The organism is Fodinibius sp. SL11, assembly GCF_052060035.1.
GTDB lineage: Bacteria > Bacteroidota > Rhodothermia > Balneolales > Balneolaceae > Fodinibius.
Genome location: NZ_JBPOEA010000006.1, coordinates 98,790 through 112,361, shown reverse-complemented (window position 1 = coordinate 112,361; position 13,572 = coordinate 98,790). Strand labels below are relative to the sequence as shown.

The following is a 13,572-nucleotide window of genomic DNA, read 5'->3' as shown; positions in this document are numbered from 1 at the left end:
ATCTTTAGCCTACTTTAGAGTTTCCAGTATTAAAAAAAAGTATTTTTATGGACCTTCAGGCACTTGAAAGTTATGCTACCCATCATACTACGGATCATTCTGAAATCATAAAAGAATTGATCAAAGTTTCGGAGGGTGATCTTGAACATACGGATATGCTGAGCGGTAGGATTGTGGGCCGATTGCTAAGTCTGCTTGTAAAGATATCCGGGGCCAGACGCGTGCTGGAAGTTGGAACGTTTGCGGGATATTCGGCACTGATGATGGCCGAGGCATTACCCGAAGACGGAGAACTGTTTACTTGTGAATACAATGAGCGCTACGAAGATATCGCCCGTACCTTTTTTGAAAAGAGTAAAGCCGGATCTAAAGTAAGGCTGGTCATGGGTAAGGCTCTGGAGACGATACCCACGATTTCGGGCAGCTTTGATTTTGTGTTTCTGGACGCGGACAAGATTAACTATCCGAATTATTATGCGATGATTTTACCGCGTCTGCAAGAGGGCGGAATCTTGGTGATCGATAATGTATTTTGGAGCGGAGAGGTATTGAATCCCCAATCGGATAAAGCCAGAGCCATTAATGAGCTAAATAAACAAATTCGCGATGATGATACCGTAGAGCAGGTTATGCTGCCGGTGCGGGATGGGGTTACGATACTTCGTAAAAAATAAAAAAGCCTGAATCCGAATAATCAGATCCAGGCTTTAAACTTAGTTTTGAGTTGTAAAATCAGTCAACGATTTCAACAAGCTCAATATCAAATGTTAAGTCTTTACCAGCCAATGGATGGTTGGCGTCGAGCTTAACAACTTCGTCTTCAACAGCAGTAATTTGGACGGGGATCGCCTGTCCGTTTTCTTGCTGTTGCATCTGCAGCTGCATGCCAACCTGCGGATCGATGTTATCGGGCAGATCAGATTTTGCTACTTCCAGCTCCAGATCTTCTCGTCGCTGACCATAAGCGTCACCGGATTCAATTTCTACGGTGGTATCGTCGCCTTCTTTCATGCCGACGACCGCTTTTTCAAAACCGGGAATCAACTTTCCTTCTCCCAGTGTGAACTCCAAAGGTTCGCGATCTTCAGAACTGTCAAATACAGTTCCATCTTCTGTTAATGTTCCTGTGTAGTGCACTTTTACGGTGTCACCGTCTTTAACTTTAGACAAAATACTTTCGGTTTGTTTCTAATTGTCGTGAATGTGTTTGAATATAACGTTTTTTAGGTAGAATTGAGACCCCTTTTATTATTCAAATCTTACCGTTGATAATTGAGATTTATCAAAGCTGGAATCGGGGATGATCCTAAAGTCTAATTTCCCTAAAACCAATCCTTCTTCCGTAACGACATTAACTCTCCACTTACCCGAAGCAATATTCTCTTTGTAGGTATACCCCCTAAAACCGCCTCTACGGCCTCCTATAACCTCATAACTGATGGTGTCTGAGGTTTGCCATTCTTGCACCGATGGATCATAACGTTGCCATTCGTGTTGAACGGACTTCGACAAATCTGTGGGAGCAAAAATCGAAGTATAGATGAAAACGGTATCATTTGGAGCATAGTGGAATGTTTTGTCATACGTTTCCCAAAGATTATATGAGGCAGATTGTTCGTAGGATACCGTAAAAATATTGTTCTCTTTTTCAACTTTATATGCAACAATCCCGTTTTGGAGGGAAAGGGGGACGGGCGGTATCAAATTAAAAAAGTAGAAGATATTGATAGTTACATATATCCCAATAACAATGAAGCTTATTTTTGCTCGAGAGATATCGCTGCGTGTCGAAGGGCTTTTGCGGTAGATATAGAAGATGAAAATTAGTGTTAGCAAGAGACTGATTAATCCCGACAGAACAAACAGAAAGGTATTCATTATTCCAAAAAGGACGGGGGTAAAGAAGGTGAAAAAGGTAAAGGTCACAAAAAAATAGGCGCCAAATTGCAGGTACTTGTTTGAAATGCGATCTCGTAGCAACTCATTGGATAGAAGCAGGATTACCAAAATCACAAAGAATACTAAAGTACGGGTAAAAGTTACGCTTTGGAAAAAGAAGATGACATACGCACTGGAAAGACCTCCCAGGAAAAATTGAATGCCCAGTGGTGCGTACTGTTGGTAGGATTCAATAAAAGTACCCTCCCAGTGATTATCATCAGCAAGGTTATAGATATACAGGCAGCTTGTTAAGCTAATTAGGTAAAACAATAAGATGGAATTGCTGTACCAGCCATCGATGCGTCCGAGGGTCAGGCTATCCCAGATAAATCCGCCGATAAAAAATATAACCGGGGCATACCGTTTATGTCTGATCAAAAATTTTTGTGCAGCAGAAACCATTTATTTATACCATTAAAGCTGAATATTGAACCCAAAATATAGTATACTGATCAATGTTGCAGAACCTTATAGTTGGAATGGTTGTTTTTTCTGTATATTTATTTTTAATACTTAAAAATGGATTATTGAGATGAAGGAATTGCTTGAAAATTTGAAAACGGTAGCCATTATTGGATGCTCGGCGAACAAATACCGCACCAGCTATCATATCGCGAATTACCTAAAGGAAAATGGTATTCGAATTTTTCCGATTAACCCCAATTATGAGGAGGTGCTGGGGGTTAAGTGTCTTTCGAGTCTTGATGAAATACCGGAGGAAATTACCATTGATGTGGTTGATATTTTTCGGGATTCATCACATACGGCTGATATGGTTCGTAAAATTATTGAGTGGTCGGAAAAAACAGGACGAAAACCGGTCATATGGACGCAGTTGGATGTGTCTTCTGATGAAGCAAAATCTTTGGCCGAAGATGCCGGGTTTACCTATATAGAAAATGAATGCATGATGGTTCAACACGAAAGAGTGACAGCTTAGAAATCTGTATCGATCTGTTCCATCTTCTCTTTCCGGTCTTGATGATACTCTTTTAGCTTTTTAGCAAGTAGCCGTTCTATTTTTAGTTCATCTTCCGATGGGATAAAGGTGGTAAAATCTGTAAGTTTTTCGTCAGCTGTATAATATTCTATGAGTAAAACATTTTCGGATTCCCACCGGTAGGCGACTACCTTGTCCCAGTTCACGCATTGATCCAGAATGAGAATACCTTTATCTCTGAATTCGGGGACAATTTTCACGGTTAATCCCCAAAAGCCGAATCCCAGCAGTGATAATCCTGAAGTGATACCAATGCCTGTGTACGGGCCCAACTGTATAATACCGGTGCGATAGATTCCAAAAACAATAATGAGAATAGCGATGATATTCGGAGCCGCTTCGGTCCAAAAGGATCGATACACGTATTCGGTTTTACTGATTGTTCGCTTGAGGGAAATCATTTTGAAGGCAAAGCCGGAAAAGAATCCTGCGACCAGGCAATATAAAAACATCGTGAAGTGGGCGGCAATATCTTGTGATATCAGGTCGAGCCACTGTCCCGCGGAGATAAGGGTTAGCAGGATCATTGCTCCCACAAAGCCATTTAAGACCCTGCGCTGACTTAAGTGCTGTAGGCGAAGTATTCGACGGTATCCCATCCAAAAAGAAAGCAAAAATGCCACTACTAATAAGCCGACTATGAGATACATGGTTTGGTATTTTTATTTATTGAAACTGTTGGAATCCACCGCGTGAACGCCTTACCTTTCGATATATAATATAATAAAAGATGACTATGCAAAGCGATATTTTACCTACTGGAATTGAAGTTTCTAACAGCGACCAGATTTTAGAAATCAATTGGTCAGACGGGCATCATTCGAAGTATCCGTTATTTGGACTTCGAAAAAACTGTCCCTGTGTAATGTGTCGCGGTGGACACGGTAATATGAATACGTTTGACCGCTCATTGTTTTTTGTAGATCCCCCACAGCATTTTGAGATCGAGGATATTAAACAGATAGGTAATCACGCCATCAAGATATTCTGGAATGACGGGCATAACAACGGCATGTACCAGTGGGATACGCTGCGGAACATGTGTCCGTGTGAGGAATGCTATCCCGAACAGGAATGAAAATGACTCGTGTGATTATTTCACGTTAAGGGTAGAAGCAGCTCTGCCAGAGGATAAAGGCAAGAGTCGTTTTAAAGTTCATTCCCGGAAAGAATATCTTCCAGCTCCATTTGCGTTTGCCAAATAGTGGCATCAGAGCTGAATACCGAATATGGGGCAGGGATGATGTGGCTTGGTCGTGGTTTATAGTCCTCGAGCAACTCAGTGGGAAGAGTTGGATCAACAAAAGTAAAATCAAATGATGGTGCATCATCTGACTTTTGATAGCTGATATATAACTCAAAGGTTTTTGAAAAATCATTAAAATAGTACAAATACCGACCCATATTTTCTTTTTCAAAAATAGATTTCCCTTCAATACGAATTTCAGAGATTGTTGCGGGATTACCCCAGCTCATTCTCATGGCAATACCTCGATGGGCATTCATCGCCAGGGTGAGGTGTCGTTGCGAATTGGAACTGCTGTCGCTTAGAACAGTAATTTGTGGTTCCGAAAGATCAATCGTAGAAGCTTTTTGATAAAGTAATTTTCCGCCAAAGGGTATTGTTATATCAGTAGGATTTCCTTCTTTGTAATTATCCGATAAGAACTGCTTTGTCCAAGTGTCGGCAGCAGGGTCACGGCTGACCCAGTAGGCTGTTTTGGAATCGAGATCCTGCACAAAATTGATGCTATTTTGTTTCTTATGGATGTCATTAAAATCGGAAGTAACGGATGCTCCCATTAAAAATATTACCGAGAGTACGAGGAGAGCGCCACTCCATTTATATTGATGGTCTTTTGTTATTTGCCCAATAAGCGGCCAGGACAAGCCAATAAGCAGCCCCATAAGAATCATCGAAACAAATAACATTTCGGTAGTGAGCATAATTTGTACGAGTCGGATGTAGGGCGAAATAATAAACAGCCCCCAGAAAAATGCGATGGCTAATATGAGGGTGTTATTCCAGGAAAAAATGGATATTTGATCCCCTAAAATAATCCATCCGACTAACCCCAAAAGTGCCGGCCAGGTAAAAATATAAGCAGCAGTGGGCAAATACCAGGCAGTGATGAGGGAGAGGAGCATCCAAATGGTAAATGGCCCGCTTATCAACTGTTGGGTTGTTAATTTGCTTTGGATCCAACCGTAAAGCGCAATAAAAATTGCGGCCGTTAGTGAAGAAAATGCCCAGAAATACCAGCTGTGATTATAGACTTCTCCCTGGATGATCCATTGGTATTCGGGATGCAGTGCTTTGATGCTCTGCCAACCAATAAAAGTGATGAGTGATCCAATTGCCACAGTTATTACGAACAGAAATATACTGCCCAGATATCTTCCGATGGTAATTTGGTTGGTCCGAAACAGATAACTCAGGAAGGCAATAAAAAGTAGGGCAGTGATGACTGCTAAAGGGAGTGACCAGCCGGAGGGATAGTAGATAAGCCCGCCGGTAAGATTATTAAAATAGACGAATTCAGTATTGCTTTCGCGGGAAAAATTGGTGTTAGCGAAATGACGTACATTGCCCAGTAAATTGGATCCGTGATGCTGCATTGAGGCCATAGAGAGGTTGTCAGGCGTATCCAGCATGGTGTGATAATGCAGGAAATCTTGTGTGAAGGCGAAATTGAGACCGTCAATACCGGCCCGCTTCGTTACCGACATATCGGTGTCGTTAGGCAATAGCTTATATACGGTATACATCAGCGAGTTGGCTACGGGATAGGGCGTGGCGTACGCAAAATGGGGAATAAGATGTCCGTTATTTTCGCTGGTCTCGAACATCATCGACGGACCACTGGAACCGCGCGATTCAAAATTAAGTACGAGATCAATTTCTTGCAGCTGTTTAAACTCATCTGTAAAAAGTTCGACACCCAACAGACCGCGCTCTTCACCATCAGTCAGCAGAATCCAAACATCATTTTGTAGTGGTTTTTCTTGGGATTTGATGGCTCGAATGGATTCTAAAATAGTAGCTATGCCCGAAGCATCATCGCCGGCACCATAGGTATTGGGCTTGGAATCGTAATGGGCCATCAGCAAGATTGTCCGCTGAGAATTCGTCCCATGCATTTTAGCTATGATATTTTCTGCATGGCCCACAAGACCGCGATCAGAGCTGGTGCCAACCCCAATGCCTCGCTGGATCTCCGGTTCTAATCCGAGTTCACGGAGTTCATTTAAAATATAGTTTCTGGCGCTGTCATTGGCTGCACTGCCGATCGGCCGCTGAGTTTGGGCCAAAGATTGGACATGTTCTAAAGCACGCTCGGCCGAAAAATCGGTTGACGAACTTGAATCCGGTTTGGGCTCAGGAGGTTGGATAATATAAGAGCTAAACCATACCGCAAAAAAAGCGATAACAAATAAGATTGCCTGCTGGAGGTTCTTTGATTTCATCCCATTTCACCATTTGTTTCTAAAAAGTTGGCAAATTCTCTTTTAAGCACCGACTGAAAATGGTAAACGCCTTTTTCGCGCTCCACGGAAAATCGTCCCTTGTTATACGCCTTAGATTGCAGTCCCTTTTGAACAAGCTCACAAATTTCAATGTCCTCGTCCTGAATTTTCTCACTGTATTCGAGGTCATCATGAATCATATCCTTATCATCGGGATTCGTATAGTAATACTTGAAAATGACCTCGGTATGGGTGGGAGAGATGGGACGAATGACATTGGTTTGCAGCCGGCCGGGCAGGATATTCAGCATAATATTGGGAAAAATGTAATAGTAATATGCTTTCCCATCGTTAGATTTATAAATATTATCCCCAGCCTGAAATGGACTATGTTGCAGGGAATACCATTCAGAGGTATCCGTTTTGTATTCTCCGTAATCGAGCAGTTTCGCCAATTCGGGATGAACGATAGGAATATGATATCCCTCTAAGAAATTGTCGACATAGACTTTCCAATTGCAGTTGAGGTGATAGGACTGCTCTTCCACAAATTTAAATTCTGATAGATCAATCGGGGCAATAGTCTCAGATATTCCGCTGAGGATTTTTACAAGTTCGGGTGATTTATCATCGAGAGATACAAACAGAAATCCTTCCCAGTCTTGTTGTTTTACGGGTTCTAAGCCGAAGTCCTTTTTGTCGAATAGGGCCACTTTTTTAAAGTGGGGGATACCCCGAAGCGATCCATCCAGCAGGTAGGTCCACCCGTGATACTGGCATTGCAGGACGGAAGTAGTCCCTTTTTTTACGGCTACCGGTCCGCCGCGATGTTTGCATACATTGTAAAAAGCGTTGATGGTTTGCTCATCCGCACGAACCAGCATGAGCGGATTTCTCGCTACTTCCAGCATATGACTATCACCAACCTTGGGAAGTTCACTTTTGTGACATGCTAACTGCCAGAACCTTGAAAAAAGAATCTCCTTTTCGAATTCAAAAATGGAATCTGAGTAATACCATCTCGATGGAATCGTTTCGGCTCGTTCAATGGGTTCCTGATGGAGATCATCGGGGTGAATATTCGGGAGGTCTCGATCGCTCATCTTATTGGGGGTTGGTTGCCCAGACACTGGTTTCGGTGATGAAGCCGCGGTCGTGCAGCGACAACATATTACAGATCGCTTTGGCAATGTCACCGGCAACAAGTTTGGTGGGATTGAAATCCCGTCCCCCGCGTCCTGCCTTGTCAAAGAATTCGGTCTGTACCTCACTTGGATTGATCTGCATCACGCGAATATTATGTGGACGCAGTTCTGCTCTCCAACATTCAGTCATGCCACTTAAGGCAAATTTGCTGGCGCAGTAAGCCGTACCACCTTCAAAACCGCGTTTGCCGGCCGACGAAGAAACGTTGATGATATTTCCGTAATCCTGCTCAATAAAATGCTTGGCACATTCTCGTCCCACCATCATAGCCCCTACCGTATTTACCTGCAAAACGCTTTTTAGTGCTTTTTCGGACAAGTCCGTAAGCTTGGAAAACTGTCCGTAGCCTGCGTTATTGACCAACACATTAAAGCCATCAAGTTCCTCAATTGTTTGTTCTACGAGCCCAATAACCTGATCCTCTTCTCGCACATCACACTGCATGGGAATAGCCCCAATTTCTTCTGCCGTGGCTTCGAGTTTATCTTTACCCCGGGCAGCAATAACAGCTTTTCCACCGGCTTCAATGATTGCCTTTGCGGTTGCTTTGCCAATACCTGAGCTTCCGCCCGTTACCAATGCTTTGATATCAGATAATTCCATTTTGCACTTATTTTTCGGATTAAAACCTTAATTATGTAGGTATAATATTTACAGCAAATGACCGAGATACAAATCTTACTTGCATGAGCTGTTTTATAGAATGTAAAATTTCTTAAGAGATTAAGCTGCTGGCTGTTTTTTTGATAAGCTTCCAAGCCGCATCTACATGACGTTGTTCAAGATTGGTATTCCCCAGTACGATGCGGATCGTATATTTTCCATCCAGCTTGGTGTGAGTTAAAAATATTTTACCGCTTTCCTGTATTTGATGCAGAAGCTGCTCGTTAAGTTCATTGAGCTTTTTCTCGTCATCAATATAGTTAGGATGAAATCGAAAGCAGATGGTATTCAGTGGTACGGGAGCAAGTAACTCAAAATGATCGTGGGTTTCTATCTTTTCTTTCAGCTGTTGGCCGAATTGTATATGCACGCGAATTTTTTCTTGTAGTCCTTCGATACCATAACTGCGCATTACGAACCACAGTTTGAGCGCTCGGAATCGTCGTCCCAGCGGAATGCCCCAGTCCCGATAGTTTTTGACCTGCTCATCTTCAGGTGTTTTTAGATACTCCGGCATGATTTCAAATGTACGCACAAGCAGTGCCTCATCCTGCACATAAAAAGCAGAGCAGTCAAAGTTGGTAAACATCCATTTATGGGGATTAAAAACGAAAGAATCCGCATGCTCAATCCCTTCGTTCATCCACCGCATTTCGGGTAGTAGCAAAGCTGTTCCGGCATAGGCGGCATCTACATGGAGAAAAACATCATACTTGGCACAGATTTCTCCGATTGCTTTCACCGGATCCATAGCTGTGGAGCCGGTCGTACCAACGGTAGCAACCACCGCTGTGGGTTGCAAGCCGTTTTCGAGATCATTTCGGATTGCTTCCTCTAACGCCTCCGGATTCATGGCGTATTCTTCATCCACCGGAATATTACGCAAGTTTTGTCGTCCGAATCCAGCTATTTTTACATCCTTTTCGATCGATGAGTGAGTTTCTGACGAGCAATATACGGTAAAGGTTTCATCGTTCGGAAATCCCGATTCATTGACCTCGAAATTCGTTATGCGTTCGCGGGCCATTAGTAGGGCACACAGGGTAGAGGTAGAGGCCGTTCCTTGTATGACGCCGGTGAATGGTTTGGGTAGCGCGATTGCTTTTCGTAGCCACTCCATAACTTGTTCTTCAAGTTCGGTGGCGGCGGGAGAAGTGAGCCAGCTCATGCACTGGGCACCAAGGGTGGCGGTTAACATTTCGGCCAGCACCGAAGGATAGCTGGTGTTGGCAGGGAAGTAGCCCATAAAATTGGGGCTTTGCCAGTGGGTGATACCGGGCAATATTTGGTTTTTAAAATCGTCAAACTGTACTTCAAAAGACTCTGGTTTTTGGGGCGCTTTTTCGGGAAGCTTCGCTGATATATCACCGGGCAGTACATCCGGTTTTACAGGATAATCCTCAACTTCTTCGAAGTAATCAGCCATCCAGTCGACAAGTTCGTGAGCGTGCTTACGAAATTTCTTATTGTCCATTGTATTGATTAGTTGATCTGCCAATATTTACATCTATGTTAAATAACAAATTATTTCGAAAAGTTTGATTCCCGATGAACACAAATAAACTGGATTATTACAAAACGATAGATCCTCAAAGAGCGAAAGATCTTCAGCAGGAATTAGGAGAAAAGATTTCGTTGCAAGGGCTGCCTGAAGCCCCCAAATATGTAGCCGGCGCAGATATTTCGTTTGATCGCGGATCAGATCTTATGCATGCCGCTATTGTCGTGTTGGAACTCACTGAGTTAAATCCGGTAGCTCGATCATTGTCTTCGGATAAAACCTCATTTCCCTACATTCCGGGACTGCTGGCTTTTCGGGAGATGCCGGTTCTTTTGAAGGCATGGAATCAGCTAAATAAAAAACCGGAGGTACTCCTGTTAGATGGACACGGAATTGCGCATCCTCGTCGGATGGGTATTGCTACTCAATTTGGGATTGAGGTTGATCATCCTACCATAGGTTGTGCAAAAAATATATTGACAGGGACACATGGTGAACTGGGCACACAAAAGGGGGACAAAGCAGATCTTTTGGATGAAGGTGAAAAAGTTGGAATGGCATTGCGAAGCCGAACAAATGTAAATCCAATTTTTATATCGCCGGGCTATCGTTGCTCATTTGATGACACCTACAAAGTTGTGATGAAGACGCTAACAAAATACAAACTACCAAAAACATCACGATTGGCACACCGGTGGGCGAACAGGTTGCGAAAAAGTAAAGAACACGAAGGGTACCAAGAACTATAGGTTACGTAATACCGATTCCGCTGCATGGAATCCACACATGCCGTGTACGCCGCCACCGGGTGGAGTCGAGGATGATGCGATATACATATTGGTTTTGGGGATGTGGTACGGATCAAACAGTCCCGCCGGACGCGTAAAAAGCTGCGTGATATCAGCTCGTCCGCCGTTAATATCTCCACCAATATAATTGGGATTGTAAACTTGCATATCCTGGGCGTTCATTGCATGGCTGTCGAGAATGCAATCCCGAAAACCCGGAGCAAAGCGTTCAATCTGGCTAATAATCGGCTCGGCCATATCTTCGGTTGAACCGTTGGGCACGTGGCAATACGCCCACCCGGTATGGTTATGATCTGGAGCTCGACTGTCATCCCCCAAACTTTGTTGAGCAACTAATACATAGGGTTTTTCGGGGTGTTGACCATTTGCAGATTGTTTTTCTGATGCAGCAATTACTTCAAACGTACCGCCTACGTGTACTGTACCTGCTTTACAACACAGCTCATCTTTCCACGGGATGGGTTCGTTTAGGGCAAAATCAAGCTTGAAAACCCCTTGTCCATATTCATACCGCTGCAGTTTTTTAGCGTACGATTGTGGAAGTTTATCGCCGCTAATATCTAAAATTTGCTGAGGTGTATTGTTAAACAAAATAGATCTTGATGATGGTAGTTCATCAATAGTAGTAATTTCTGTCCCGGTTTCCACTTTACCGCCCAGAGATTCAAAATAGCCCGCCATTGCTTTTGTGATGGCATGTGACCCACCTTTGGGGTAAGGCCACCCTACAGTGTGAGCGGCGGTTCCCAGCACCAATCCAATAGCTGCAGTAGCTGTAGCGTCAAAAGGCATAATACCGTGGGCGGCCAGTCCGGCAAAAACGGCCCGAGCCTTTTCGGTTTGGTATCGTTTGGCAAATCCAGAAGCGGATCGAAGTGCTTTAAGTCCAAAACGGGCCATCAAAATGGGATTGTTGGGGAGGGGAGAAAACGGCGCCAGAATATCATCCAGCAAATCATCCCAAGCATTAACAAAAGGGGTAATCCACTTGCGATAGGTTTTGCCGTCGTTGCCGAGATAATCTACGGTTTTATCCAGAGAGCGAAACAGAGCACCGGCGGGTTTATCATCCAGCGGATGGGCTACGGGTACTTCAGGTTGAATCCATTCCAGTCCATAATTTTCGAGTGGCAGTGTTTTTAAATATGGAGAGGCTTTGGCAAGGGGATGAATAGCTGAACAGATATCGTGATGAAAACCCGGCTGGGTTAAGGTCAGCGTGCGGGTTCCCCCGCCGATTGTGTCTTCTTTTTCGAATATTTTAACCGATAGCCCCTCTTGTGCCAGGCGAATTCCGGCGGCTAAACCGTTGGGCCCTGATCCGATAACTATTGCGTCGTATTTCATGTATGTTTGATGCTATTAACTATTGGATGAAGAAATAAATATCATGATAAACCGAATATTGATGGATCGAAAAACTAATAAAAATGAATGTAAGATATCTAAAACCAATTTTGTGATATTCTTTAAGCAATTCTTACATTCTGAACGGTATCATTGAGAGCATAAATCCAAACCCGCAGTTATTTATTTGGATATATTTAATGGTCGTAGCTGCCACTAAAGTAAAAGTTTACACTTGATTTATTTATGATAGTTCATCTGCTAAAACCGGAATTTGAAGAGCTTATAAAAGAAAAGGATTGGGTAGCTCTAAAGGACATCCTAAATGATGTTCCCGCGGTTGATGTGGCTGAACTGTTGGAAGAGCTGGATGCAGAGATTGCCATTGTCATATTTCGTTTGCTCAAAAAACAAAAGGCCGCCGATGTCTTTACCTATTTGAGTTCGGGAAAAGGGGTCGAGCTACTCAATATGTTTACCGCTCAGCAGCTGAGCGAGGTGATGTCGAACCTGGAGCCGGATGAGCGGGTGTCACTGATGGAAGAGCTTCCGGGTCATCTCACGCAGCGGGTGATGAATTCGTTGAATGTAGAAGACCGTAAACAGTCACAAAAGCTGCTTGGGTTCCCAGACGAGAGCGTAGGGCGACTGATGACGCCTCGTTATGTGAAAGTAAAAAAGGATTGGTCGGTCCAAAAGGCGATGGATCATATAAGAAAATTCGGTCACAGTGTTGAGACAGTGAACGTCATTTATGTAGTGGATGCCGATGAACATCTGATTGATGATCTGCGGTTGAATCAACTTATTTTGGCCGACACCGACGCGCCTATATCATCATTAATGGATGAAAGTTTTGAGGCATTAAGTGCTTTTGATGATCAGGAGGATGCCGTAAAGATGCTCAGTAAATATGACCGTGTAGCTATGCCGGTCGTCGATTCCGATGGTATTTTGGTGGGCATCGTAACGATTGATGATATTATTGATGTTGCCGAGGAGGAAACGACTGAGGATATGCAGCTAATGGCTGGTATGAGCGCTCTGGATGATTATTATTCAGAGACTTCCATTTTTCAAATGGTCAAGAAACGAGTGGGGTGGTTATTTATGCTGTTTATGGGACAGATGCTCACTGTAACGGCGATGGCCAGTTATGAGGAGGCACTGGCAGCAGCGGCAATGCTGTCATTTTTTATCCCGATGATTATTTCCAGCGGTGGTAACTCGGGTTCACAGGCCGCTACACTAATTATCCGTGCCATATCAACGGATGATATTAAGCTAAATGACTGGTGGATGGTACTTAAAAGAGAGTTACTGTCAGGATTCTTATTGGGTAGCTTTTTAGGCATATTAGGATCGGTTGTAATTGCTACTTGGATGGTCATGCGAGGAGAAGTACTCTCTTACGTTCTAATTCTACAAGCGTTAACAGTTGGAACCAGCCTTGTTGGAGTGGTGGTATTCGGTAATTTAAGCGGATCTATGCTGCCTTTTGTGATGTCACATTTTGGGTTGGATCCGGCGGTAACATCGGCTCCTTTTGTAGCTACCTTAGTTGACGTGACGGGTATCATTATCTACTTTTCGGTGGCACTGTTATTATTACGGGGCGTATTATTATAATTTTAAAA

Annotated in this window: 13 protein-coding genes; 5 read left to right on the top strand and 8 right to left on the bottom strand. The window is 43.5% G+C overall.

Annotated elements, in window-relative coordinates:
* Positions 1-47 precede the first annotated feature (47 nt).
* The gene (locus ACQ76V_RS09490; protein ID WP_441000255.1) at positions 48-674 is read left to right on the top strand and encodes an O-methyltransferase; all 627 of its coding nucleotides are present in this window, start codon (positions 48-50) and stop codon (positions 672-674) included.
* A 58-nt stretch (positions 675-732) separates the two neighbouring features.
* Here ACQ76V_RS09490 and ACQ76V_RS09485 read toward each other — a convergent pair whose 3' ends face one another.
* Together ACQ76V_RS09485 and ACQ76V_RS09480 are read right to left on the bottom strand one after the other, a co-directional pair.
* Positions 733-1,170, bottom strand: a complete 438-nt coding sequence (locus tag ACQ76V_RS09485) for an FKBP-type peptidyl-prolyl cis-trans isomerase (protein WP_441000254.1) — start codon at positions 1,168-1,170, stop codon at positions 733-735.
* 78 nt (positions 1,171-1,248) lie between these two features.
* Positions 1,249-2,319: a DUF2914 domain-containing protein gene (locus ACQ76V_RS09480; RefSeq protein ID WP_441000253.1), complete on the bottom strand. Its 1,071-nt coding sequence runs from the start codon at positions 2,317-2,319 to the stop codon at positions 1,249-1,251.
* A 154-nt stretch (positions 2,320-2,473) separates the two neighbouring features.
* Here ACQ76V_RS09480 and ACQ76V_RS09475 point away from each other — a divergent pair, with 154 nt between their 5' ends.
* The gene (locus ACQ76V_RS09475) at positions 2,474-2,881 is read left to right on the top strand and encodes a CoA-binding protein (protein ID WP_441000252.1); all 408 of its coding nucleotides are present in this window, start codon (positions 2,474-2,476) and stop codon (positions 2,879-2,881) included.
* Here ACQ76V_RS09475 and ACQ76V_RS09470 read toward each other — a convergent pair.
* Positions 2,878-3,591 carry a hypothetical protein gene (locus ACQ76V_RS09470; RefSeq protein ID WP_441000251.1) on the bottom strand — a complete coding sequence of 238 codons (714 nt, stop codon included), beginning with the start codon at positions 3,589-3,591 and terminating at the stop codon, positions 2,878-2,880. The genes ACQ76V_RS09475 and ACQ76V_RS09470 overlap by 4 nt on opposite strands.
* 86 nt (positions 3,592-3,677) lie before the next feature.
* On the opposite strand from ACQ76V_RS09470, the gene ACQ76V_RS09465 reads away from it, so the two are divergent.
* Entirely contained in the window at positions 3,678-4,019 is a 342-nt protein-coding gene (locus ACQ76V_RS09465; protein ID WP_441000250.1) for a gamma-butyrobetaine hydroxylase-like domain-containing protein, read from the top strand.
* Positions 4,020-4,090: 71 nt separating this feature from the next.
* On the opposite strand, the gene ACQ76V_RS09460 is transcribed toward ACQ76V_RS09465, so the two are convergent.
* The 4 genes from ACQ76V_RS09460 to ACQ76V_RS09445 form a co-directional block, all read right to left on the bottom strand.
* Positions 4,091-6,409, bottom strand: coding sequence for a M28 family peptidase (locus tag ACQ76V_RS09460; RefSeq protein ID WP_441000249.1), 2,319 nt, complete (start codon positions 6,407-6,409; stop codon positions 4,091-4,093).
* On the bottom strand, positions 6,406-7,512 hold the full coding sequence (locus tag ACQ76V_RS09455) for an aromatic ring-hydroxylating oxygenase subunit alpha (RefSeq protein ID WP_441000248.1): 1,107 nt from the start codon (positions 7,510-7,512) through the stop codon (positions 6,406-6,408). Before ACQ76V_RS09455 ends, ACQ76V_RS09460 begins: the two co-directional genes overlap by 4 nt.
* 1 nt (position 7,513) lies before the next feature.
* Positions 7,514-8,218: an SDR family oxidoreductase gene (locus ACQ76V_RS09450; RefSeq protein ID WP_441000247.1), complete on the bottom strand. Its 705-nt coding sequence runs from the start codon at positions 8,216-8,218 to the stop codon at positions 7,514-7,516.
* Positions 8,219-8,330: 112 nt separating this feature from the next.
* Positions 8,331-9,752 (bottom strand): pyridoxal phosphate-dependent decarboxylase family protein, encoded by a 1,422-nt coding sequence (locus ACQ76V_RS09445; protein ID WP_441000246.1) that lies wholly within the window; start codon positions 9,750-9,752, stop codon positions 8,331-8,333.
* A 74-nt stretch (positions 9,753-9,826) separates the two neighbouring features.
* Here ACQ76V_RS09445 and nfi point away from each other — a divergent pair, with 74 nt between their 5' ends.
* A complete protein-coding gene (gene nfi / locus ACQ76V_RS09440) occupies positions 9,827-10,528 on the top strand; it encodes a deoxyribonuclease V (RefSeq protein WP_441000245.1) in 702 nt (233 codons plus the stop codon).
* On the opposite strand, the gene ACQ76V_RS09435 is transcribed toward nfi, so the two are convergent.
* Positions 10,523-11,935: a phytoene desaturase family protein gene (locus ACQ76V_RS09435; RefSeq protein WP_441000244.1), complete on the bottom strand. Its 1,413-nt coding sequence runs from the start codon at positions 11,933-11,935 to the stop codon at positions 10,523-10,525. The genes nfi and ACQ76V_RS09435 overlap by 6 nt on opposite strands.
* A gap of 246 nt (positions 11,936-12,181) precedes the next feature.
* Between ACQ76V_RS09435 and mgtE the strand changes: the two genes are divergently transcribed.
* Complete coding sequence (gene mgtE, locus ACQ76V_RS09430; RefSeq protein WP_441000243.1) at positions 12,182-13,564, top strand: magnesium transporter; 1,383 nt, start codon at positions 12,182-12,184, stop codon at positions 13,562-13,564.
* The last annotated feature ends 8 nt before the right edge of the window (positions 13,565-13,572 follow it).